The organism is Kitasatospora sp. NPDC004669 (assembly GCF_040609455.1).
Taxonomy (GTDB): Bacteria; Actinomycetota; Actinomycetes; order Streptomycetales; family Streptomycetaceae; genus Kitasatospora.
On sequence record NZ_JBEXKB010000068.1, the window covers coordinates 17,080 to 39,016 of the forward strand.

20 protein-coding genes are annotated in these 21,937 nt (G+C 73.4%); 10 read left to right on the top strand and 10 right to left on the bottom strand.

The window, feature by feature from the left end; translation table 11 throughout:
• Positions 1 to 313: 313 nt before the first annotated feature.
• Together ABZW30_RS37485 and ABZW30_RS37490 are read left to right on the top strand one after the other, a co-directional pair.
• On the top strand, positions 314 to 2,470 hold the full coding sequence (locus tag ABZW30_RS37485; protein WP_355675752.1) for an RICIN domain-containing protein: 2,157 nt from the start codon (positions 314 to 316) through the stop codon (positions 2,468 to 2,470).
• Between the two features lie 115 nt (positions 2,471 to 2,585).
• Complete coding sequence (locus ABZW30_RS37490) at positions 2,586 to 3,152, top strand: hypothetical protein (RefSeq protein WP_355675753.1); 567 nt, start codon at positions 2,586 to 2,588, stop codon at positions 3,150 to 3,152.
• A 29-nt stretch (positions 3,153 to 3,181) separates the two neighbouring features.
• Here the strand turns inward: ABZW30_RS37490 and ABZW30_RS37495 are convergent, their stop codons facing one another.
• Both ABZW30_RS37495 and ABZW30_RS37500 read right to left on the bottom strand, forming a co-directional pair.
• On the bottom strand, positions 3,182 to 3,877 hold the full coding sequence (locus ABZW30_RS37495; protein ID WP_355675754.1) for a transglycosylase SLT domain-containing protein: 696 nt from the start codon (positions 3,875 to 3,877) through the stop codon (positions 3,182 to 3,184).
• Positions 3,878 to 3,950: 73 nt separating this feature from the next.
• Positions 3,951 to 4,157 (bottom strand): antitoxin, encoded by a 207-nt coding sequence (locus tag ABZW30_RS37500; RefSeq protein ID WP_355675755.1) that lies wholly within the window; start codon positions 4,155 to 4,157, stop codon positions 3,951 to 3,953.
• A gap of 256 nt (positions 4,158 to 4,413) precedes the next feature.
• On the opposite strand from ABZW30_RS37500, the gene ABZW30_RS37505 reads away from it, so the two are divergent.
• Entirely contained in the window at positions 4,414 to 4,986 is a 573-nt protein-coding gene (locus ABZW30_RS37505) for a DUF6542 domain-containing protein (RefSeq protein ID WP_355675756.1), read from the top strand.
• The gene (locus ABZW30_RS37510) at positions 4,979 to 6,580 is read left to right on the top strand and encodes an LCP family protein (protein ID WP_355675757.1); all 1,602 of its coding nucleotides are present in this window, start codon (positions 4,979 to 4,981) and stop codon (positions 6,578 to 6,580) included. Before ABZW30_RS37505 ends, ABZW30_RS37510 begins: the two co-directional genes overlap by 8 nt.
• A gap of 134 nt (positions 6,581 to 6,714) precedes the next feature.
• On the opposite strand, the gene ABZW30_RS37515 is transcribed toward ABZW30_RS37510, so the two are convergent.
• Both ABZW30_RS37515 and ABZW30_RS37520 read right to left on the bottom strand, forming a co-directional pair.
• Positions 6,715 to 7,521 (bottom strand): nucleotidyltransferase domain-containing protein, encoded by an 807-nt coding sequence (locus tag ABZW30_RS37515; RefSeq protein ID WP_355675758.1) that lies wholly within the window; start codon positions 7,519 to 7,521, stop codon positions 6,715 to 6,717.
• A 215-nt stretch (positions 7,522 to 7,736) separates the two neighbouring features.
• The gene (locus ABZW30_RS37520) at positions 7,737 to 9,521 is read right to left on the bottom strand and encodes a DUF6777 domain-containing protein (RefSeq protein WP_355675759.1); all 1,785 of its coding nucleotides are present in this window, start codon (positions 9,519 to 9,521) and stop codon (positions 7,737 to 7,739) included.
• Positions 9,522 to 9,668: 147 nt separating this feature from the next.
• Between ABZW30_RS37520 and ABZW30_RS37525 the strand changes: the two genes are divergently transcribed.
• Positions 9,669 to 11,009: a streptophobe family protein gene (locus tag ABZW30_RS37525; protein ID WP_355675760.1), complete on the top strand. Its 1,341-nt coding sequence runs from the start codon at positions 9,669 to 9,671 to the stop codon at positions 11,007 to 11,009.
• An 18-nt stretch (positions 11,010 to 11,027) separates the two neighbouring features.
• Here ABZW30_RS37525 and ABZW30_RS37530 read toward each other — a convergent pair whose 3' ends face one another.
• The 6 genes from ABZW30_RS37530 to ABZW30_RS37555 all read right to left on the bottom strand — a co-directional run bounded on the left by ABZW30_RS37530 (position 11,028) and on the right by ABZW30_RS37555 (position 17,067).
• A complete protein-coding gene (locus ABZW30_RS37530) occupies positions 11,028 to 11,402 on the bottom strand; it encodes a DUF1304 family protein (RefSeq protein ID WP_355675761.1) in 375 nt (124 codons plus the stop codon).
• Between the two features lie 46 nt (positions 11,403 to 11,448).
• Positions 11,449 to 12,447 carry a serine/threonine-protein kinase gene (locus ABZW30_RS37535; protein WP_355675775.1) on the bottom strand — a complete coding sequence of 333 codons (999 nt, stop codon included), beginning with the start codon at positions 12,445 to 12,447 and terminating at the stop codon, positions 11,449 to 11,451.
• Positions 12,447 to 13,031: a hypothetical protein gene (locus ABZW30_RS37540; RefSeq protein WP_355675762.1), complete on the bottom strand. Its 585-nt coding sequence runs from the start codon at positions 13,029 to 13,031 to the stop codon at positions 12,447 to 12,449. Before ABZW30_RS37540 ends, ABZW30_RS37535 begins: the two co-directional genes overlap by 1 nt.
• Positions 13,032 to 13,135: 104 nt before the next feature.
• Entirely contained in the window at positions 13,136 to 15,502 is a 2,367-nt protein-coding gene (locus ABZW30_RS37545; protein ID WP_355675763.1) for an ATP-binding cassette domain-containing protein, read from the bottom strand.
• Between the two features lie 198 nt (positions 15,503 to 15,700).
• Positions 15,701 to 16,438 carry a hypothetical protein gene (locus ABZW30_RS37550; protein WP_355675764.1) on the bottom strand — a complete coding sequence of 246 codons (738 nt, stop codon included), beginning with the start codon at positions 16,436 to 16,438 and terminating at the stop codon, positions 15,701 to 15,703.
• The gene (locus tag ABZW30_RS37555) at positions 16,435 to 17,067 is read right to left on the bottom strand and encodes a sigma-70 family RNA polymerase sigma factor (protein ID WP_355675765.1); all 633 of its coding nucleotides are present in this window, start codon (positions 17,065 to 17,067) and stop codon (positions 16,435 to 16,437) included. The genes ABZW30_RS37550 and ABZW30_RS37555 overlap by 4 nt, the downstream gene beginning before the upstream one ends.
• 234 nt (positions 17,068 to 17,301) lie before the next feature.
• On the opposite strand from ABZW30_RS37555, the gene ABZW30_RS37560 reads away from it, so the two are divergent.
• From ABZW30_RS37560 to ABZW30_RS37580, 5 genes are all read left to right on the top strand, one after another.
• Positions 17,302 to 18,105: an SAM-dependent methyltransferase gene (locus ABZW30_RS37560; RefSeq protein ID WP_355675766.1), complete on the top strand. Its 804-nt coding sequence runs from the start codon at positions 17,302 to 17,304 to the stop codon at positions 18,103 to 18,105.
• Positions 18,106 to 18,207: 102 nt separating this feature from the next.
• On the top strand, positions 18,208 to 19,131 hold the full coding sequence (bla, locus tag ABZW30_RS37565) for a class A beta-lactamase (protein WP_355675767.1): 924 nt from the start codon (positions 18,208 to 18,210) through the stop codon (positions 19,129 to 19,131).
• 199 nt (positions 19,132 to 19,330) lie between these two features.
• The gene (locus tag ABZW30_RS37570) at positions 19,331 to 20,218 is read left to right on the top strand and encodes a hypothetical protein (RefSeq protein WP_355675768.1); all 888 of its coding nucleotides are present in this window, start codon (positions 19,331 to 19,333) and stop codon (positions 20,216 to 20,218) included.
• 78 nt (positions 20,219 to 20,296) lie between these two features.
• On the top strand, positions 20,297 to 21,085 hold the full coding sequence (locus tag ABZW30_RS37575; RefSeq protein ID WP_355675769.1) for an SDR family NAD(P)-dependent oxidoreductase: 789 nt from the start codon (positions 20,297 to 20,299) through the stop codon (positions 21,083 to 21,085).
• Between the two features lie 8 nt (positions 21,086 to 21,093).
• The gene (locus ABZW30_RS37580; protein ID WP_355675770.1) at positions 21,094 to 21,825 is read left to right on the top strand and encodes a polysaccharide deacetylase family protein; all 732 of its coding nucleotides are present in this window, start codon (positions 21,094 to 21,096) and stop codon (positions 21,823 to 21,825) included.
• The last annotated feature ends 112 nt before the right edge of the window (positions 21,826 to 21,937 follow it).

The window sequence follows — 21,937 nt, forward strand, 5'->3', positions numbered from 1 at the left end:
AGTGCGCTCCCCGACACCCTCATGTGCGCACCTCTGGGCCCGCATCCGCTGCGCCCGCATCTTTGTGCCGTTGTCTTCGTGCCCGCACCGTCGCGCCCCCGCACGCCCGCCACCCGGCATCTCGAACGCGTCGAAGAATTTCGCAAGAGGTTTCTGTTATTCCCACCCGTCCCAGCCGCTCTCCGGAGTGTCGGAAGGTCTGAGCGTCCCTCACCACAGGGCGCTCGGGCCGTCGCACGAGGAAAGGAACGCGATGGGACACCGGAGCAGCGAGCTGCGTCGGCGCAGGCGCCGCAGGCTTACCCGTAGGAGCGTGGTTGTCGCCGCGGCGGTGGCAGCCGCACTTGTTGCGGGAACGTTGGGCCTGCGCACCGCGCTGGAGCCGGCCGCGCACAGCGCCGTCGCGGTGGCGGACGCTCCGGCCGACCGGGTCGCCGCGGTCGCCGACGGCGGCGACGACGGCGGTCCCGGCGAGACCGGCACGGCCGAGGGCGGTACCAAGGCGCCCGCCGCCCCGAAGCGGGACGAGAAGGCCGCCCCGCCCAAGGCGATACCCAAGGACGAGCCGGAACGAGGGCTGGTCTACACGGGTTTGAACCTGCCGAGCAGCGACCGCTGCGGCAACATGCTGGAGGTCACCGGCAGCACCCAGTGCAGCCACGGCCCGGACGTGCCGCCCAAGGACGTGGACATCCACAAGGACGTCCAGCCGGTGGCCGCCCCGGCCGCCCAGGCGCCCGCGCTCACCCCGGCGGCGAACGCCCAACCGCCCGCCGCCGCCGACCTGCTGAAGGGCGGCGCGCCGGTCCTCGACGCGACGCAGAAGGCGCTGCTGAGCGACTCCGGCACCGCCGGTGCCCCGCAGGGCGCCCCGTCCCAGGCCCCGGCAGGGGGCTCGGGCCTGGTCTGCGAGGGTGACGGCAGCAGCGGCAACCGCGTCCAGGTGGTGTATGTGCACACCCCGGGCAACGACCGCTTCGCCCAGTACCTGTCCTCGTTCAAGAAGTGGGCCGCGGACGTCGACGTCATCTACAACGCCAGCGCCCAGGAGACCGGCGGCGTCCGGCACGTCCGCTTCGTCACCGAATCCGACTGCACCGCCTCGGTGTTGAACGTGCAGATCTCCGACTCCGAGATCCAGGACTTCAACGCGAGCAACCGGGCCCTCGCCGCGCAGGGGTTCAACCGCAAGGACCGCAAGTACATGATGTTCACCGACGCCAAGGTGTACTGCGGCATCGGCACCTTCGCCGGCGACGAGCGCCCCGGCCAGGACAACATCAGCAACTTCGGCCCCTCGTACGGGCGGACCGACTCCGGCTGCTGGAGCGGCTCCACCGCCGCGCACGAACTCGGCCACAACCTGGGCGCGGTGAACAACAGCGCACCCCACTCCAGCAAGGCCGGCCACTGTACGGACGAGTGGGACCTCATGTGCTACTCGGACGCCCCCTACTACCCGAAGATGCAGATCGTCTGCCCGGACCGCGCCCATGACGACCGGCTGGACTGCGGCCACGACGACTACTACAACACCAACCCCGCGCCCGGCAGTTACCTGGCCACCCACTGGAACGTCGCCAACAACCGCTTCCTCATCGCGGGCAACGGCACCGGCCCGACCCCCACGCCCACGCCCACGGCCACGTCCACGCCCACGTCCACCCCGACGGCTACGGGATCGCCCACCCGCACGCCCTCGCCGTCCCCGACGCCCACCGGCAGCCCCACCGCCACGCCGACCGGCTCCCCGTCGCCGACCGCGACCCCGACCACGGGAGGCAACGCCCCTGACGTCACGACGAGTCAGGTCACCCAGAACTCGGTGATGCTGAGCTGGACGGCCGTCCCGGCCGCGACCGGCTACGACGTCCAGCTGAACGGCCAGACCATCGGCACCGTCCGCTCGACCGTGGTCGGCGTGGTCCGACTGGCCCCCGGAACCTCCTACACCGTGGCCGTCGCCGTCCACGACGCCGCCGGAACGGTCGGCAAGCCCGGCCGCGCGACCACCTTCAAGACCCTCGCGGACGCGGGCCGCCCGCAGCCCAGCACCCACTACACCATGGTCAACGGCCTCACCGGCCAGGCCGCCGACCTGTGGGGCAGCTCGATGAACGACGGCACCGTCGCCATCGCCTACCAGCGCACCGGCTACGCCAACCAGAAGTGGGTCTTCGATGACGCCGGCAACGGCGCGGTGCGGATCAAGTCCGTGCGCTCCGGCAAGTGCCTGCAGCTCGGCGGCACGCCCGTCGCCGGACAGTACGTCGCGCAGCAGCCGTGCGGTGACGCCGCCGCGCAGAAGTGGCAACTCAACGCCACCGAGGGCGGGTTCACCGTCACGGCGGACGGCTCCACCCTGGTGCTCGGGCTCAGTGACCGTTGGTACTACGGTGGTTGGCTGTTGGAACTGCAGCAGCCGAACGGCCGGCCGTACCAGAACTGGTCGCTGCTGAAGACCACGTAAGCACGCTCGAACCCGCACAACACGGGTGCGGCCGCCGTCACCATCCGACGGCGGCCGCACCCGGCATCACTGTGCCAAGCACCCTCACCCCCCACCGCTCCGAGGAACGCCCGCCATGCGAACCCGCCCGCTTCTCGCCGCCCTCGCCCTCTCCGTCGCGGCCGTCCTGCCCTTCGCCGCGCCCGCCGCCGCCCACGGCGACTCCGTCCACCTGGACCTCACCGGCGAGCAGAACGGCCACGTCAGCACCGTCGCCACCTGGGAGAACGACCGCGACCCGGTCACCGAGGAGTTCGCCGGCACGCTCTCCGCGACCGCCGCCGACGGCCGTGCCGTCGGCCCCTGGCGGCTGGTCGCCGTCCCGGGCAGCAGGCCGGGGACGTACACCACCCGCGAGCTGCTGCCCGCCGGGCACTGGCGGGTGACCGTCGACTGTGCGTTCCCCTCCCTCGGCCACGCCGAGCGCGAATTCGACGTCGAGGCGGCCGCGATCACCGACCCGGCGCCGTTGGGCCTGAGCACGGAGTCCGCGCCCACCCCGGTGACGGCGGCGGCGACCACCGCCACCCCCGTCCACGAGACCACCGACAACGCCACCACCTGGGCCGCCATCGGCACCGCCACCGCGGCCGTCCTGCTGGTGGCCACCGGTTTCCGGCTCCGCCGCCGCACGCGCGGCTGACCGCAGCCGCAACCGACCGCAGGCGGGGTCTACTTCACGGCCTCGCCGGACTTCGCCCAGTTGTCGTGCAGGCGGTCGAGGTAGGACTGCGCCTGCGGACCGATCTTGACGCCCCGGGCGAAGGCCAGCATGTTGCCCGCGCCGGCGTTGTATCCGAGGGCGAGCAGTTCGTCCTTGTCGAGCGGCGCGCTCGGCCGCGCGGGCAACTGCCCCGCGAGGTCGTGCAGATGCCAGGCGGCGGCCTGGATGGCCAGGTCGCGGTCGTCCGGCAGTTCCTCCCACTGGCGGGAGGCGAACGGGCGGCCCGGCTTGGTGTCGTCGAAGGCGGCCCGGTGCATGTTGGCGATGCCGAAGGAGGCGTCGGGCTTGCCGCGCTGCCAGGCCCGTTCGAGATCCGGGTCGTGCGGCTTGTACGACTCGTTGTAGAGGATCGCCATCAGCAGCTGCGGATCGACCCCGGCCTCGGCGGCGTACCGGCGCACCGGCGCCGCGTAGTCGGCCGGCTCGTAGCGGCCGGAGGGCTTGGACGGCGCGGCCGAGGGCGCACCGGCGGACGGCGAGCCGGACGGGGCCGCGGCTACCGCGCCACCGGCGGAGGAGGGGGACGGCGAGGAGGGGGCCGCGGTGTCGTGCCCGCCCCCGCGAACGATGCCCCACCCGGCGGCGACCAGGACGCCGATCACGATCCAACGCGCCCAGCGCGTCTGCTTCCGCTCCTCGCTCACCGCTTCCGGCCCCTCCCCGTCAGCTCGTGCCCTCGTTCGATCGTGGTACAACCGATCGTGCCTCGCGGCGGGACTATTCGGCGGGCTTCTGGTCCCCGTCGAGGTTGCGCAGGAAGTCCTTCGCCTTCTCGACACCGGTGTCGATCTGCCCGCTGTACTTGCCGTCCGTGCGGTCGTCGATCACGTCGCCGACCTTCTCCAGACCCTGCCCGATCACGTCGCTGTGCTCGCGGGCGAGGTCGGTGGCCTTGTCCGCGAGGTTCTTCAGACTCTCAAACATGGTGACGCTCTGCTCCTCTGATGCGTTCCTGTTGGTGTGCCGACGTGGCGGGGATCATGGTCATCCTAACGACGGCCCACCGGGCGGTTCGCCCCTGCCGAACGGCGGCGGGTGACTTTGCTGAAATGGGTTTGTATGCTCCAGCCCAACCTCTACAGACCTGTAGAAGTTGGGAACGCCGCAGGACGGAAGGCGTCCCGGCACGTGCGGTGGCGTGGTCGCGCCGCCGCAGCCGAAACGACCGAGGGATGTGCGCATGGCCGGCCAGCGGGCGAGAACGCCGTACCAGGACGCGGGACCGCGCACCGAGGACCCCGCCGTGCCCGCCCAGCGCACCCGTGCGGCCGGCGGCGACGCCGAACCCGTCCGGGACACCCGCACCCAGCGCGCCGGGGCCGCGCGCCGCAGGCAGCAGGCGCGTCGGCGCGACGGACTGCTGGCGGCGCTGGCGGCGGTCGGCGTGCCGCTGCTCGGCGGGATCGCGGACGAGCTGGGCGGCCCCGGCATCGGCATCCTCTTCGCGGTCGGCGCGGTGCTCGGTACGGCCGTCGCGGCCGCGCTGTGCAGCTGGACCGGCCGCTGGTGGGTGGTCACCGCCGCCCCGATCGTGGTGCTGCTCACGGCCTCGGGCGTCGAGTACGTGTCGAACCCCGACAAATACCACGGCAAGGGCCTCGGCACCGGCGCGGTGCGCTGGGTGGTCGGGGCGTTCCCGGTGATGGCGGAGGCGGTGGCCGCCGGGCTGGTGGTCATCGTGATCCGGACCGTGCTGGACCGTCGCCGGCCCGGCCGGGCCGCCGCCCCCGGCGGAAGGAGTCGCCGTGGCTGAGCGCGGCACCTGCCCCCGCCCGCGCGGCCGGGCGCCGCGCCGCGGGGCCGCCCCGCTGACCGTCGCCGGCCGCACCCTCGCCTGCACCGTCTCGGCCGCCGTGCTCGGCGCCAGTGGCTTCACCTGGTACGAGTACCGCAGCCTGGACGACGGCATGATCAAGTCCACCGCGCTGAGCGAGGCCAAGAAGAACGCGCCGCCGCACCTGGACAAGTCCGTCAACCTGCTGCTGATCGGCCTGGACAGCCGCAAGGACATGGACGGCAACGACCTGCCCAAGCAGTTCGTCGAGGACGAGCTGCACGCCGGCTCCAGCGAGATCGGCGGGTACAACACCAACGCCCTGATCGTGCTGCACATCCCGGCCAACGGCGGCAAGGTCACCGCGCTGTCCGTCCCGCGCGACGACTATGTGCAGACCGTCGGCGCCGACGGCAAGACGCACAAGATCAAGGAGGCCTACGGCATCGCCAAGGAGGCCGCCGAGGCGAGGCTCGCCGGCAAGGGCCTCTCCAAGGCGGACCTGGAGCGGCAGAGCCGGGAAGCCGGGCGCTCGGCCACCATCCAGACCGTGCAGAGCTTCCTGGACGTCCCGATCGACCACTTCGCGGAAGTCAACCTGATCGGCTTCTACGACATCGCCAAGGCCGTCGAACCGATCCAGGTCTGTCTCAACCACCCGGTCGACGATCCGATCATCGCCCGCACTGCCACCCACGAGGGCGGCGGCACCGGCCTCAAGCTGCCCGCCGGGATCAGCTCGCTCGACGCCGCCCAGGCGCTCTCCTTCGTCCGCCAGCGCCACCATCTCACCAACGGCGACCTCGACCGCACCCACCGGCAGCAGGCGTTCATCTCCTCCGTCGAGTACAAGCTCAAACAGCACGGCATCCTCAACGACTTCGGGCAGATGCAGAAGCTGTTCGGGGTGGTGAAGAAGGACGTCGTCATCGACAACGAGTGGAACATCCTCGACTTCGCCCAGCAGGCGCCCAACCTCACGGGCGGCAACGTCGAGTTCAACACCCTGCCGATCGCCGGGTTCAAGACTATCGGCGGGCAGGAGGTCAACACCGTCAACCCGGACCTGATCAAGAAGATCGCCCGACAGCTGTTCAGCCGTGAACCGGCACCCGCGGCTCCGGCGGCCGCCCCGAGCCAGGCCCCGAGCGAGACGGCCGCCGCGGCGCCCTCGCCCAGCGCCGCGCCCAAGTCCGTGGTGGACGTCAACGCGGCGGCGGGCGCGGGCGCGGCCTCCACCGAGTCCAGGGCGCTGGTCGAACTCGGCTTCCAGGCGGGCAGGATCGGCGACGCACCGGCCAGGACCCGGGCGACGACGGTGACGTACGGCAGCGGCGCCAAGGCCGACGCCCAGCAGATCGCGGCGCGCTACGGGGGCACCGCCGTCCCGTCCGCCGCGGTCGCGGCGGGCCACGTCGTGGTCACCCTCGCCGCCGGCAGGACGCCGGCGCCGGCTCCGGCGGCGCCCACGGCGGGCGCCTCGGGCTCGACCGACGGCTCCACCGACCCGGCGGCGGGGCTGCCCATGCAGGGGCCGGCCGTGAAGGCGGGCGGGATTCCCTGCGTGGACTGAGCCGTTGAGGGGCGGGCGCCTACCGGCCGGTCCGGTGCGGTCGGCGGGCGCGGAGGTCCCGCGGGGGCTTAAGATCGAGCACCTCGACGCGGACGACCCGGCCGTCCACGATGTCACCGGCGAGGTGCGGCCGGTCAAGGGCGCGGGGCCTTCGCACCGTGGACGGCGGTGTACTCGGCGGCGAGCCAGGGGCCGAGGTCGTCGACGAGCGTGCCGAGGACCGTGCGGTCGGCCGTGGGGGTGCGGGTGATGGACGCGGCGAGGCGCATCTGGTCGGCGCGCTGCGGGTAGTAGCCGGCGAAGGCCTCGGCGGAGGCGGTCAGGTCGCTGGTCCAGCCGCCCCAGCGGGGCATGGCCAGGGTGAAGCCGGTGCGGACGATCCGGCGGGAGACCGTGCGGCTGAGCGCCTCCAGGTCGGCGTCCGAGTCGGCGGCGTCCAGCCGTTCGCGCCAACGGGGGAGGGCGAGGGCGAGGTCGCCGTTGGTCTCACGGGCGAGCAGGGAGGTCGGGCGGTAGCGGGGGAGCTGCCCGGCGAGGTCCCCGCCGAGCAGCGGGGTGCACAGGCAGGCGACGAACCAGCCCAGGTCGTGGCGCTCCAGCTCGCTGAGCAGCGTGCCGGTGGAGAACAGGAGCACGCCGACGCCGTCGATCTGGGGGAAGGTGGCGTCCAGCCCGGCCTCGAGTGCGTCGGCCTCGGCGCGGTCGGCGGGGGTGGGCTCGTGGCGCAGGGCCAGCAGCAGATCGAGGTCGGAGACGCCGGGGACCGCGGTGCCGCGCGGGATGCTGCCGTAGAGGTAGGCGCTGTGCAGCCCGGCAGGGTCGAAGGCGGCGGCGATGCGCTCCCGGGCGGTTTCGACCACCGGCGCGAACTCCGCGGGCACCCGCGCCAGCGAGCCCTCCCGTGCGATGTACCCGTCCTCGTCCAGTCCCCTGTTGATCATGACGGCACTCTGCCCGCCCGAAGCGCGGTCGGCCAGTGAATATCCCCGTCGACCGGCGCCGGATCCGACGCCGGGTCGAATTGTCAGCGGGGTGTGCGAACATCCGTCGTGCACGAACACGAGGGGGGATCGGTACGGACACCCGAGGCATCTGCCCTGAGACGTGCCGCTGCCACCGGCCGTGGTCGGACGGTGGCAGCGGGGGTCGGGCAGCGTCACTGAGCCGCGCTGGTCGTCGCCGTCCCGGCACTCGTGGTCGTGCCGGTGCTCATCGTCGTGGTCCTGCCGCTCGGCGACTGGGTGAGCGCCGAGGTGGTGGTGGACGTCCCCGTCGAAGCCGAGGAGGTGTTCGTCGTCGCGGTCGGTGCCGACGGTTTGGCCGAGCTGGTCGAGGCCGAGGCCGATCCCGCACCGGTCGAGGCTGCGGAGGAGGTGTTCGCCGTGGCGGTCGGTGCCGACGGTTTGGCCGAGCTGGTCGAGGCCGAGGTCGACCCCGCACCGGTCGAGGCTGCGGAGGAGGTGTTCGCCGTCGCGGTCGGTGCCGACGGTTTGGCCGAGCTGGTCGAGGCCGAGGTCGACCCCGCACCGGTCGAGGCTCCGGAGGACGTTGCGCCCGACGAGGTCGCGCCCGAGGATGTGGCGCCGGACGAGGTCGTGCCCGAGGGTGTGGTGCCCGGTGAGGTCGCGCCGGGGGATGTGGTGCCCGGTGAGGTCACACCCGACGAGGTCGCACCCGAGGTACTCGCCCCCGAGGTGGTCGCCGGCCTCGACCCGGACGTGGCGCCGGAGGCCGACGTCGTCCCCGACGGCGTGGCCGGCTTCATCGGTGCGGGCGGCGGGACGCCGGGTGCCAGCGGCCCCTTCGGCGCGTCGACGTGCCGGTCGACGACCTCGATCCGCCCGGTCTGGCGGGCGAACCAGCCGCCCGTCTCGACGTTGATCAGGATGATCTCGGTCACCGGTTGCGGCGCGGGGACCACGATGATCAGGGTGGTCGGCTGGAAGCCCGGCCACGGGTGCCCGATGTACTTGGCGTTGGAGACCAGCACCGGCGGCTTCATCGGGTTGCCGCACGAGCAGCGAACCCGGGGCACACCCTGCGCGTCCACCAGCACGGCGGTGCCGGCCTGGAGCGCCGACTGGTACTCCGTCACCACGCCGCTCTTGTAGTTGTGGTTGGTCACCCGGGTGTCCACCCGCAGGTACGCCGAGGTCAGCGAGCGCAGGTAGGACGGGATCGCGGACTGGTCGATGCCCGCGGCGGAGGCCCAGGCCCGACCGACGTCGCCGGCGGAGACCATCGTGATCAGCCGCTCGGTGTCGCAGCTCGGCTTGGACATCGTCCCGGCGTAGAGCCCGTTCGAGCTCCCCTGGACGCTGTGCAGGGCTGCCGGGGACGTGCTGTGGGCCGTCTGCCCGGGCTGCTGCGTCTGGGAGGTCGCTTGGGAGGTCCCCCGGGAGGTCGTCTGGGAGGTCGCTTGGGAGGTCCCCCGGGAGGTCGCCGGTGGGGTCGCCTGGGCGGGAGCGGGTGCGCTCACGGGGTTGGTTTCCACCGATGGGGTGAACGGGTCCGGGCCCGGGTCGGCCGGAGCCTGCAGGGCGACCTCGTTGGCGGTCGGCACCGTCTCGGTCTTGGTGCCGCCGCCCTGGTTGCTGACGATCAGCACGGTGGCCACCACGACCACCGCCAGTGCGGCGGCGGCCGCCGCCAGGCCCTTCCCTGAGCGCCACCACGGCGTGCGCGGCCCGCCACCCTTGCCACCGCCCGCGGGCGGGCCGGAGGGCGGTGGCGGTACGGACGGCGGTCCGGCCGGCGGTCCGGCTGTACCGCCCCCCGGCGGGGGCCCGGCGAGGGGGCCGGACGGGGGTCCGGCCGGCGGACCGGCGGGCGGCTCGTTCGGCGGGCCGGAGGGAGGCGGTTGGGAACTCATCGAGGCTCCGTTTCGCAGGCGGCCGGCGAGCACGGCCGGCACGGGAAGCTCCTGCCATTCGGGTTCCATTTCTCCCCCGCTGCCCCGTTCGCCGCAACAGCAGGTTTCGCGGTCGTCGCCGAGCGTGCCCACCCGCCGTCGGTCACGCTGGGAACCGACACCCCGGGGAACCGACCGCCGGGAACCGATCGGGCCCGCGGAGCCAGAGGAGGCGGCATGCAGCAGCCCACCACCCGGGCCGCGGGCCCGCCCGGTGCCGCACGCGGCTGGCTGGACGCGCTCGCCGTGGTGCTGGCCGGGCTGGTCTCGATGGCGGCGATGGCCGCGCTCGGCCTCTGGCTGGCCGGCGCCGACGACCTCCCCGAGGGCGGCTTCCCGCCCGTCCTCGCCGCGACGATGGCGCTCGCCGTCGGCGGATCCGTCCAACTCGACGGCGGCGCGGGCAGTTTCGCCGCCGTCGACGCCGGCATCACCGCAATGCCGCTCACCGTCTCGCTGGTCGGCGCGGTCGCGATGGCCGAGGTGTTCCTGCGTCAACTGCGCTTCCGAGCGGTGGCCGGGGGAGGCGAACTGCTGGGCCGCATCGCCCGGACGGTGGTGCTCTGGGTGCTCGCCCTGGTGCTGATCACCGTCGTCGCCAAGCACACCTTCGTGATCGCACTCGGCGGCGGCCTGGTGCAGTCCATCGGGGGCGCGCTCGGCCTCACCCCGGAGGTCGGCTTCCACGCGGACGGCCTGACCACGATCGGCATCGGGCTGGCCTGGCTGCTGTTCGTCCTCGCCGCCGTCTTCGCGGTCTCCCGGCGGGCGCCGCTTCCCGGCGTCCTGCTGCGCTACCAACTCGCCGTCCGCCCGGCCGCGTTCGCGCTCTGGATGGTGCTACTGGCGTATGTGGCGATCGGCGCGGTGGCCGGGGTGCTGACCGCGATCGTGCACGGCAACGCCCGACAGACCCTGGCCGTGGTGGTGCTCGCCCTGCCCGACCTGGTCTGGCTGGCCTTCGGCATCGGGCTCGGCGCCCGGTGGCACGGACAGTTGGTCGGCGCGCTCGGCCTGCCCGTCCCCGAACCGCTCAGCGCGGTGCTGCGCAGCCCGAACGGGAAGGAGGCGACCGTCGACCTCGGCACCCTGGCCGAACACGACGCCCGTAGCTGGTGGCTGCTGGTGGTGGCCGCCGTGCTGCTGCTCGCCGCCGCCTTTCTCGCCGCCCACCGCTCCCCGCGCACCGTGCGGTTCTGGCAGCACGCCGTCCGCTTCGCGCTGGCCACCGCCGTCACCGTGCTGCTGGTCGGCCTGTGGGTCCGGATCGACGCCGACTACGGGCTCTCGGTCCTCGGCGTCGGCCTCGGCCAGGGTGGTCTCGCCGACCTCCTCGACACCGTCCTCGGCGGCAACAACCCGGTGGCCGGGCTCGGCAGCGGCAGCCTGACCCTGCGCCTGGAGTTCTGGACGGCCGTCCTGCTGGCGGCGGGCTGGGGGCTGCTCACCGGAGCGCTCGGCGCGCTGCTCGCGGCCCGGTTCCGGCATCGCGGCGAGGTGACGGAGAGCGGCGGCTGAGACCGCCCGCCGAAAGGTTCAGGCCGCCGCGGCGATCAGGATGATCGCCGCCGGGACGGCCTGGCCCAGGGCGCCGCGCCACAGCTTCGGCTCCGACACGAACAGGGTGATCCCGCCGGCCACCATGAACGCGCCGATGTAGAGGATCACAGGCCGTCCCGACCCGGCGTGCCCGGTGTGCAGCAGGACCAGGCCCGCGACCAGGCCCAGGGCCAGGAACAGGTTGTAGAAGCCGACGTTGAAGCGCCACAGCCGGACCTCCGGGGCGTCCGCCGTGCTGCCGGTGAGCAGGTAGCGCACCCGTGGGTGCCCGTACAGGTAGCTCTCCAGCGGCCACACCACGAGGTGGATCGCGGCGGCGAGCATGGCGAAGACCTGGCTCACGGCGTTCATGGTCGGCGGCTCCCTCTGGGTCTCGGGGCAGGACGGTCCCGGCGGTTCAGTTCCGGGGTGGTGGGTGGACCGCCGGTACGGCCCAGGCGGGCGGCTCGGGGATCCGGACCAGGCCGGGGTCGACCACCGGGACGACCTGGGTCGGCGGCCCGCCACCGGCCCACGGGGCGGGGACGATGGCCGCCCGCAGCTCGGCGACGAACTGCAGACAACTGGCGTACCGCTCCCCGGGCACCTTGGCAAGGGCGCGGGAGACCACCGCCGCCACCGTCGCCGGGAGGTCCGGCCGGTGCTCGCTCAGCACCGGCGGCGGGTCGTTGAGGTGGGCCCAGAGCAGCGCGAGGTCGCTCTCCCGGCGGAACGGTGGCGTGCCGGCGAGCATCTCGAACACCACGCAGCCCAGGCTGTACTGGTCGCAGCGTCCGTCCAGCGGTTTGCCGGAGATCTGCTCGGGCGCCGCGTAGTCCAGCGTTCCGACGATCTGGCCGACGCTGGTCAGCCCGCTGAGCGACAGGGACTTCTTGGTGAGCCCGAAGTCCGCCAGGTAGAGGTGCTCGGGGTGCTCGCTGTCCGTCCCGGCGGCGACCAGCACGTTGCCCGGCTTGACGTCCCGGTGCACCAGGTCGTGGTCGTGCGCGGCGTCCAGCGCGGAGGCGATCTGCAGCGCCAGCCGGGCGGCGCGTTCGACGGGGAGCGGGCCCGCCCGGTTCATCAGTCCGCGTAGGTCCCCGCCCTCGACGTAGCGCATCGCGAGATAGAGGATGCCGTCGTGCTCGCCCGCCTCGAACACCGGGATGATGTGCGGGTGGTCGATCGCCGCGGCGGCCTCGGACTCGTGCATGAAGCGCTGCCGGAACACCTCGTTGCGGGCCAGCTCGGGGGCCAGCAGCTTGACCGCGACCGTCCGGCCGAGTCGCAGGTCCTTGGCCCGGTAGACCACGGCCATCCCGCCGCGCCCGATCTCGCCCTCCAGCCGGTAGCCCGCGACCTTCCGTCCGACCAGTCCGGCGGGCAGGCCGGTGGTGGTGGGCGGCTGGGCGGGGATCACGGCTCGCCGGTCCGGGTGGGCGCGTACGGGCTGCGCACCGACGGGGTCGGGGAAGCGGGCGCGGGCGCTTGCGGAGGCGAGAGCGCGGGCTGTGGCGAGGGCCGGTCGGTGGCCGCGTAGGTCTGCAGCTGCAGCCCGTCGCAGTAGCACCAGCGGTCGTGCACCGGGTCGAACACCCAGAGCTCCTCGCCGTCCGCCACCAGGCCGATCCGCAGGCCGCGGGCCCGCTCCCGGAAGGACTCCAGGTCCAGGACGCCGGCCGCGAGGTCCTCCAGCAGGGAGCGGTAGCGGGCCAGCGCGGCCTCGGCCTCGGCGAGTGCCGGGCGCGGGTCGGCGGTCCGGGCGGGCGGGCCCCCGGCGGCGGGCGGCGGCTGGGGGAGGGCCACCAGCAGGCGGCCGTCCACCCAGGTGGTCCAGCCGTTGGCGCAGAGCACCTGGGCCCAGTCGCCCTGGCCGGTGATCAGCCGCAGCGGGAGCAGCGGGTCCAGCCGGGCGGAGGGTCGTGCCGGATCCGGCGCCGCCCAGGTCGCCATCCCGGTCGGCGGGGCGACATGGGTGGGGCGGAACGCGAACTCGTCCATCGGCGGCTCTTCCTCCGCCGCGCGAGCCGGAGCCGGGGGCAGGGGCTACGTGCGGCACTCGCACCACAGTTCGGCTCCCACTCTACCGGCGGGGGCCGGGGCGGCTACTTGCGCATGATCGCGGGCTCGTGCCGCCGCAGCAGGGCGAGCACCGCCAACCCGTACGCCGCCGCGAGGACGGGCAATGCGACCATGCTGATCACCCACCCGGCGCGCTCGTGGCGGAACATCGGGTCCGTGGTGATCGGGGTCGGGACGGTGAGCCGGCTCAGGTCGACCGTGCGGGCCATGGCTGACAGGCCCCACCGGGACGGAAACAGCCAGGCGAACTGCTCCAGGCCGGGCACGCCCTGCAGCTTGAGCATCAGGCCGCTGAAGACGATCTGGACGATGGCGAGGAGCACCAGCAGCGGCATCGTGGTCTCCTCCTTGTCGACGAGCGCGGAGACCACCAGGCCGAGCGTCATCGCCGAGAACGCGAGCAGTGCGACCGCGATGATCAGTTCGGGCAGCTGGGGCATCAGCACGCCGGTCGTGACCGGGGGCGGGGCGTTCGGCCGCGCCTGCGCGGTGAGCGTGACCCCGGCCAGGCCGACCACGGTCAGCACCGTGGCCTGACCCACCGTGATCGCGCCGAGCACCACCACCTTCGAGGCCAGGTAGGCCGAGCGGGACAGTCCGACCACGCGTTCCCGCCGGTAGATCGCGCGCTCCTTGACCACCTCGCGCACCGCATTGGCCGAGCCGGTGAGTATGCCGCCGAGGCAGAGCGTGAGCAGACAGTTGATGGCGTTCTCATCGGTGAGCCGTGAGCCGGCCATCACCCGGCACATCAGGCCGATGACGAACGGCAGCGCGACCATGACGGTGAGGAACATGCGGTCGGCGGCGAGCGCCGCGGTGTACCGGCGCACCAGGGTGCCCAGCTGGGCGAACCAGCCCTGCGGCTTCTCGTGGCCGATCGTCGGAGCGGACGTCACAGGATCGTGCAGCGGGTGCGCCGCTTCGGCCTTCACGTACCGCTGGTACTGCGGCGAGGCGCGGAACCGCTGTCGGCAGATCCCCTCGGCGTCGTTCTCGAACGCCTCGAAGGCCTCCGGCCACTCCTCGTAGCCGAAGTACGCCAGCGCCTCGGTCGGCGGCCCGTAGTAGGCCGTCCGGCCGCCGGGGGCGAGCACCAGCAGGCGGTCGCACACGTTGAGGCTCAGCACGCTGTGCGTCACCACGACGACCGTGCGGCCGTCGTCGGCCAGCCCGCGCAGCAGGTGCATCACCGAGCGTTCCATGCCCGGGTCCAGGCCGGAGGTCGGCTCATCGAGGAAGAGCAGCGAGGGCTTGGTGAGCAGTTCGAGGGCGATGCTGACCCGCTTGCGCTGGCCGCCGGAGAGACTGGCGATCACCTGCTCCTCCCGCTCGTCCAGGCCCAGCTCGTGGATCACCTCGGAGACCCGGGCCTCCCGCTCCTCCTTCGCGGTGTCACCGGGGAAGCGCAGCTCGGCGGCGTAGGACAGCGCCCGGCGGACGGTGAGCTGGGTGTGCAGGATGTCGTCCTGCGGGACGAGACCGATCCTTCGCCGCAGCTCGGCGTAGTCGTGGTAGAGGTCGCGCCCGTCGTACAGCACGGTGCCCTGGTCGGCGGGGCGCAGCCCGGTGAGCGCGTTCAGCAGGGTGGACTTGCCCGCGCCGGACGGGCCGGCCACCGCGAGCAGCGCCTTCTCGGCGAGCGGGAAGCTGACGTCGTCCAGCAGCACCCGGTGGTCCGGGCCGACCCGTACGACCAGGTGCTGGACGTCGAGCGAGATCTCGCCGGTGTCGGTGTACTCGACCAGCCGGCCGTCGACCAGACAGAGCGCGGAGTGGCCGATGCCGACGATGTCGGCCGGCCCGACCGGGGCGCGCTCGACCGGACGGCCGTTGAGGTAGGTGCCGTTGTGGCTGTCCAGGTCGACGATCTCGTGGCCGCCGGCCGGCAGTTCCCGCAGCTCGGCGTGGTGCCGGGAGACCACCAGGTCGTCCAGCACCAGGTCGTTGTCGCCCGAGCGGCCGATCCGTACGGTGCGGCCGGGGAGTTGGAGGACGGTGCTCGGGCTGCGGAAGACGCCGGAGGACTGCGGGGTGAGCAGGGCGGTGTGCTCGCCCGGGGCGGGGCCGGGCAGCTCGGTGAAGGTCGCGGAGGGGCCGGTGGCCGGATCGCCGAAGTGCAGCCGGGTGCCGGGGCCGACGTCCTCGCGGCTGATCCGCTGGCCCTGGTCGTAGGTGCCGTTGGTACTGCCGACGTCCTCCAGCAGCCAGTGGCCCTCGGCGGCGCGCAGCACCGCGTGGTGCCAGGAGACCCGGGGGTCGTCCAGGACGATCTCGCTGGTCGGGTCGCGGCCGAGGTGGTAGGCCCGGGTCGGGTCGACCAGCTGGGAGTCGCGGTCGGTGACCAGGACGAGGGGCGGCGCGGTGGGTGCGCCGGGGCGCTCTCCCATGCTGGGCAGTCTATCGCCGCCTGGGGTGAACGGCCTTTCCGGACTGCCTTTTCGGATACGGGGATTGGGGGATTGGACTGGACCACATCGAAAAGGGAGAGTTGACCGCCGAGATCACCACCGCCGACCCCAGGCTCACCCCGTCGCCCGACTGTCCGCGCTCACCTGGACGGGGGAGCGCGGGCCGGCGCGATCAACTCACCCCGGCGAGTCCTCGTGCCCCTCGGTGTGCCCCCATGGAAGGTCCCAGGAGCAGGCCGAAGTCGCCCCCGAGGTGAGCCCCCACGGGTTCGGCACCTCCTCCTCGTCCTCGCTCTCGCCGCCCTGCAGCGGCAGCCGGTCGATCACCGCGACCAGCATGGGCGGCAGTTGCGGCGCCAGCCCGTGGTGCACCCGGGCGAGGATGTCGCGCCGCACGCCCTCCGGCAGCAGTGGCCTGCCCATCAGCAACGGCCTCGGCGCGGGCGGGCGTTCGGCCGTGGAGAGCTGTTCCGACCAGGCCCGCCAGTAGTCGGCGTCGTCGGTCTCGCCGAGCTTGAGGTGGTGCAGGTGCAGGCAGTACGCGGCCGTCCCGCTGCCCGAGCCGGCGGCGAAACGCCACCAGAACTCGGCGCCCTCCTCCTTGCCGGTGGCGTACAGCAGCGCGCCGAACACCTCCGCTCCCTCCGGTTGGATCCGGCGCGCGTTGACCAGCAGGTCCAGTCCCCGGGAGGCGCACGGCGCGCCCAGCACCAGGGCGACCACCAGGCCCAGTTCGAAGGCGGCCTGCTCGTGCTCGGTGGGCAGGTGGGCCGGGGCGGCCGTCAACCGGGCCTGCCGCAGGGCCGCGATCCGCTCGGCGTGGGCACGTTCGGGTCGGGGCACATGGAACACCACGCGCCCCCCGCTCGCGGTGCACGCCCCGTTCGGTGCCCGCTCCTCGTGGTCGGTGGTCACAGTTCCCCTCCCCGGTCCGGCAGTTCGCGCACGCCGAGCCGGCGCGCCAGCCGCTCCCGGGCGTGCCGGAGGTTGGAGTGCACCGTCGCCACCGGTCGTCCCAGGTACGCGGCGATCACCTTGGCGTGCAGACCCAACAGATAGCGCAGGATCACCACATCCCGTTGCCGGTCCGGCAGTTCGAGGATCGCCGCGTACAGTCGCACCTCATCCGCCTCGCTGTGCAGCAGCCCGTCGGCGACCCGCTTGAACGCCCCGATCACGGCGGCGAAGGTGACCGCTTCCACCTCGACCGGCTCATCGGCGGCCACCCAGTCCGCGACGTGCCGGGTGGCCAACCGCCAGGCGTACGCGGCGGGTTCCTCGAACCGCAGCACCTGCGGCCAGCTGCGGGCCAGGTCGGTCTTGACCGCCTCGACCACCAGCGCGGCGTCGGCCTGGCTGCCTATCCGGGTCAACGCCAGGGCGTGCCAAGCCGGTTGGTGGGTCTCGCAGAACGCGGCGTAGGTGAGGTCCAGGCGCAGGCCGACGTTGCTCTCGGTCACCCACTGCGTCCCGGTCCCGCCGGTGTGCTCCACCGCCGCCCCTCCCCGGTACCCGCGTACGGGGGCACCCCTGTCGATCGTCATCGAGCCTGCTTTCCGTGGCCGTCGGCCGCTCACCGCGCCACCCGAGGGTCGGGCTGTCCGTGCCCATCCTCATTCCATCAGGCCTGTCACTCCAGGCTGCAAACCGAATACAGATTGTCATCTCATGGGATGTAGCGATTCGTTGAGCCTCGGTTGAGCCCCAGTGGAGACGATTGGCCCCTGGACGGCGTGGGCAGCAATCGGACCGTGTCCGCGATGCCGAGGGGGAGCGCGATGAGTCTTTACGACGGAGTCGACCTGCGGTTGAACGTGCCGCATTCAGCCCGGATGTACGACTACTACCTCGGCGGCTTCACCAACTTCGCCGCCGACCGTGAGGCGGCCGGGCACGTCCTCGCCATCGCGCCCTGGGTGCGCGACGCCGCCCGGGCCAACCGCTCCTTCATGCACCGCTCGACCCGCGCCCTCGCCCTGGCCGGCATCGACCAGTTCCTCGACATCGGAACCGGCATCCCCACTTCGCCCAATCTGCACGAGGTCGCCCAGAGCGTCGAACCGTACGCCCGGGTCGTCTACGCCGACAACGACCCGATCGTCCTGACCCACGCCCAGGCCCTGCTCACCGGCACCCCCGAGGGGCGCACCGCGTACGTCGAGGCGGATGTCACCGACCCCGTCGGCCTGCTCGCCGCACCCGGCCTGCGCGACGCCATCGACTTCAGCCGACCGGTCGCGCTGTCCCTCAACGCGCTGCTCCACTTCGTTCCCGACGCCCACGGGGCGTACGAGCTGGTCGACCACCTCAAGTCCGTCCTCGCCCCGGGCAGCGCCCTGGTGATGACCCACGTCACCGCGGAGTTCGCCCCCGAGGAGATCGGTCGGATCGTCGCTGTCTACGAGGCCGTCGGCACCGCCGTCCAGGCCCGCACCCGCGCCGAGTTCGCCCGCTTCTTCGACGGCTGGACCCTGCTGCCCCCCGGCGTGGTCCCCATCCCGCACTGGCGGCCCGCGGCGGACGGGCCACCCCTCTCGGCCTCCGACTCCACCGGGTACGCGGGCGTGGCGTTGCGGCCCTGACCCGCCCGACAACCCTGATTGTTGACGAACCATCGGAGCGGCCGCCGCGTCCTGTCGTTCAAGGACGCGGTTCGCACCGCGCGATTCGGACAGAGGGGAACCATGTACGCGCAGTCTTCGGAGTCCCGGCACAGCCGCCGCTCCGTTCTGGCCCTCGGCGTGGGAGCGGCGGCGGTCGCCGTCGCGGCGTCGACCGGCGGAACGGCACGCGCGGCGGACGGGGTCGACACCCACCGCTCGCTGGCAGAGCTCGAACAGGCACACTCCGCCCGGCTCGGCGTCTACGGACGCAACCTCGCCACCGGCCGGACCGTCCGCTACCGGGCGGACGAGCGGTTCCCGATCTGCTCGGTGTTCAAGACCGTCGCCGTCGGCGCCGTCCTGCGCGACCTCGACCGCGACGGCGAGTTCCTCGCCAAGCGCATCCACTACACCCAGGCCGACATCGACCGTGCCAGCGGGGCACCCGTCACCGGCCTGCCCGCCAACCTGGCCGACGGCATGACCGTCGGCGGGCTCTGCGCGGCCGCCATCGACCACAGCGACAACACCGCCGCCAACCTGCTGCTCCGCGAGCTCGGCGGGCCGACCGCCGTCACCCGCTTCTGCCGCTCGATCGGCGACCGGACCACCCGCCTGGACCGCTGGGAGCCCGAACTCAACTCCGCCGAACCGGACCGGACCACCGACACCACCAGCCCGCACGCGATCGCGCGCACCTACCGCCACCTGGCCCTCGGCCACGTCCTCCCGCCCCGGCAGCGCGAGCGCCTGCTCACCTGGCTGCGCGGCAACACCACGAGCACCCACCGCTTCCGCGAGGGCCTGCCGCAGGACTGGACACTCGCCGACAAGACCGGCACCGGCAGCTACGGCACCACCAACGACGTCGGCATCGCCTGGACGCCGGCCGGCCACCCGGTGGTCCTCGCCGTGCTGACCACCAAGCCGACCGACCCGGCCGCCCGAATGGACGAACCGCTGGTCGCGAAGGCAGCCGCACTGCTGGCCACCGCGCTCGGCTGATCCCGGCCTATCGCGCCCTCGCCTGTCCGACTCGGGCCGGCGGCTCGGACCGCGGGCATCCGTCGTCCGACCCGCCGGACCCGCTCGGCCCGCCGAGCCCGGAACGACCGTCACGCCCACCCGGCTCACCCGTGCGCCCCCGCCACCCCGGGCACAGACTGATGGTGAGACCGATGCCGCCCCGCGAGGCTGGAGAGGCATGCTGCTGGGACTCACCACCGCGCTGGTCGCCACCGTCTGCTTCGGCTTCGGGGCGGTGTTCCAGGCGCGCGGGGCGCGCTCGGCGCCGCGGGCGGACCGGGTGCGGGCGGGCTTGCTGGCCGCGCTGCTGCGGTCCTGGCAGTTCATCGTCGGCACCCTCCTGGACATCCTGGGCTTCATGCTGAGCATCGTCGCCCTGCGCAGCCTCCCGCTCTTCCTGGTGCAGGCCGTCACCAACGCCAGCCTCGCCGTCACCGCCCTGGCCGCCGTCCGGCTCCTGGGTGCCCGACTGCGCCGCAGCGACGTCGCGGGCGTCCTCGCGGTCGCCATCGGCCTCACCCTGCTCGCGCTCGGCTCCGGCAAGGAGGGCCGCGAGTACGCCCCGGCCGCCTTCCACTGGGCGCTGCTGGCCACCACGGCCGCCATGCTCCTGGCCGTCCTGGTCCTGGTCCGCCGGGACGGCACCGCGGCGGCGGCCGGGCTCGGGCTGCTGGCGGGGGTGGGCTTCGGGATCACCAGCTTGGCGGTGCGCGTCATGCACACCTCCGGCCTGGTCGGCGTCCTGACCGATCCCGCCGCCTACGCCCTGGCCGTCGGCGGGCTCGGCGGCTACCTCGCGTACGCCCTGGCCCTGCAGCGCGGCACCGTGACGGCCGCGACCGCCGCCGGGACGGTGGCCGAGACCTTCGGCCCGGCCCTGGTCGGGGTGTTGTCGCTGGGGGACGCCGCACGCCCGGGCTTCGCCTGGTGCGCCCTGACGGGCTTCGCCGTGGCGGTCGGCGGAACGTTCCTGCTGTCCCGGTTCGGCGAGCTGGAGGGCGAGTCGGCCGAGCTGTCCGCCCCGCAGGCGGACGCCGAGGCGCAGCCCGCCGTCCCGCCCCGGTAGCCCGGACGGCTCTGCCGTGCGAAGGTGACTTGCCGGACAAATCGGACGGTGGAACGCCCACGGAGCGGAAGGTGCACGATGGCGGAGGAAGTCCAGCCCCGATCCCGGCGGTCGGAACCGACCGACCGGCCCGTCGTGCTGATCACCGGCGCCTCCTCCGGCATCGGACTCGCCACCGCCACCCGTCTGGCCGACGCCGGCTGGCGGACCCTGCTCTCCGGCACCGACCGCGCCCGCCTGGACGCGCTCGCCGAACGCACCGGAGGACGCGCCCTGCCCGAGGACCTCGGCAAACCCGACGGTCCCGCCCGCCTCGCCGAGGCCGCGATCGCCGAGAGCGGCCGGGTGGACGCGCTGATCGCCAGCGCGGGCCTCGGCTGGCGCGGGCCGTTCGCCGAGACTCCCTCCGACACCCTGGACCGGATGATCGAGGTCAACCTCGCGGCCCCGCTGCGCCTGGTCCGCCTCCTGCTGCCCGGCATGCTGGAGCGCCGCCACGGCCGGATCGTGCTGCTCGGCTCCATGGCCGGGCAGGTCGGCGTGCGCGACGAATCCGGCTACGCGGCCACCAAGGGCGGCCTGGCGATGTTCGCCGAGAGCCTCTGGTACGAGCTGCGCGGCACCGGCGTCGGGGTGCGCCTGGTCCTGCCGGGAGCGGTCGACACCCCGTTCTTCGACCGGCGAGGGACGCCGTACCACCGCGAGCGGCCGCGCCCCGTCTCGGCCGAGCGGGTCGCGGACACGGTCGTCGCCACCATCACCACCGAGCGTGACCGCCTCTACGTGCCGCACTGGCTCGGTTTCCCGGCCCGGATCCACGGTGTCGCGCCCAGCGTGTTCCGGCGGATGGCCTCCCGCTTCGGATGAGCCTTCGGGTGACCACGGCCCTCGCCACCGCGGCGGGCCTGGAGTTCCTGCACCTCGCCCCGGCGGCGGTCCGCCTCCCGCCGGTGCGCCGCACCCTGGCCCGCCGCACCGCCGGGTACGGCTCCGACCCGCGCCACCTCGCCCTGACCTTCGACGACGGCCCCGACCCGCGCAGCACCCCGTACGTCCTCGACGCCCTGGACGAACTCGGCGCCCGCGCCACCTTCTTCCTACTCGGCGCGATGCTGGAGCGCGCTCCCGTTCTCGGCCGCGAACTGGTGCTGCGCGGCCACGAGGTCGCCGTGCACGGCTGGCACCACCGGCAGCAGTGGTACCCGGCCCCGGCCCGCGACCTGCGCGAACTGCGCCGCGCCACCGAGGCCGTGACCGAGCTGTGCGGCGCCCGCCCGCTCTGGTACCGCCCGCCGTACGGCGTGCTGACCGCCGGCCCGGCCCTGGCCGCCCGCCGCCTCGGCCTGCGCAGCGTGCTGTGGACGGCCTGGGGCCGCGACTGGACGGCCGAGGCCACCGGCGCCTCCGTCTATGCCACCGCCCGCCCCGGTCTCACCGGCCGAGCGACCCTCCTGCTGCACGACTCCGACTGCACCTCCGCCCCCGACTCCTGGCGCGCCACCCTCGCCGCCCTCCCGTTGATCGCCGCCCACTGTCGGGACCGCGCCCTCACCCTCGGCCCGCTGCGTGACCACGCCGTCCCGCCTCTTGCCCACCGCCAGGGCTAGGGCCGGTCGGCGCGCCGCCGGACCAGGGTCAGGTGGAACCGGGCCGCGCGGCGGACGTGTCGTCAGGGCGACAGTGCACTGCCCGCACCCGGCAAGGGCCCGCGCCGGGCTT

What these genes read in the sequence shown, in the direction of transcription:
- bla (WP_355675767.1), top strand. Translation starts at nt 18,208, where the DNA reads ATGTACGCGCAGTCTTCGGAGTCCCGGCACAGCCGCCGCTCCGTTCTG.
- ABZW30_RS37540 (WP_355675762.1), bottom strand. Translation starts at nt 13,031, where the DNA reads ATGGACGAGTTCGCGTTCCGCCCCACCCATGTCGCCCCGCCGACCGGG.
- ABZW30_RS37570 (WP_355675768.1), top strand. Translation starts at nt 19,331, where the DNA reads ATGCTGCTGGGACTCACCACCGCGCTGGTCGCCACCGTCTGCTTCGGC.
- ABZW30_RS37505 (WP_355675756.1), top strand. Translation starts at nt 4,414, where the DNA reads ATGGCCGGCCAGCGGGCGAGAACGCCGTACCAGGACGCGGGACCGCGC.
- ABZW30_RS37490 (WP_355675753.1), top strand. Translation starts at nt 2,586, where the DNA reads ATGCGAACCCGCCCGCTTCTCGCCGCCCTCGCCCTCTCCGTCGCGGCC.
- ABZW30_RS37575 (WP_355675769.1), top strand. Translation starts at nt 20,297, where the DNA reads ATGGCGGAGGAAGTCCAGCCCCGATCCCGGCGGTCGGAACCGACCGAC.
- ABZW30_RS37545 (WP_355675763.1), bottom strand. Translation starts at nt 15,502, where the DNA reads ATGGGAGAGCGCCCCGGCGCACCCACCGCGCCGCCCCTCGTCCTGGTC.
- ABZW30_RS37555 (WP_355675765.1), bottom strand. Translation starts at nt 17,067, where the DNA reads ATGACGATCGACAGGGGTGCCCCCGTACGCGGGTACCGGGGAGGGGCG.
- ABZW30_RS37560 (WP_355675766.1), top strand. Translation starts at nt 17,302, where the DNA reads ATGAGTCTTTACGACGGAGTCGACCTGCGGTTGAACGTGCCGCATTCA.
- ABZW30_RS37525 (WP_355675760.1), top strand. Translation starts at nt 9,669, where the DNA reads ATGCAGCAGCCCACCACCCGGGCCGCGGGCCCGCCCGGTGCCGCACGC.
- ABZW30_RS37520 (WP_355675759.1), bottom strand. Translation starts at nt 9,521, where the DNA reads ATGGAACCCGAATGGCAGGAGCTTCCCGTGCCGGCCGTGCTCGCCGGC.
- ABZW30_RS37530 (WP_355675761.1), bottom strand. Translation starts at nt 11,402, where the DNA reads ATGAACGCCGTGAGCCAGGTCTTCGCCATGCTCGCCGCCGCGATCCAC.
- ABZW30_RS37515 (WP_355675758.1), bottom strand. Translation starts at nt 7,521, where the DNA reads ATGATCAACAGGGGACTGGACGAGGACGGGTACATCGCACGGGAGGGC.
- ABZW30_RS37500 (WP_355675755.1), bottom strand. Translation starts at nt 4,157, where the DNA reads ATGTTTGAGAGTCTGAAGAACCTCGCGGACAAGGCCACCGACCTCGCC.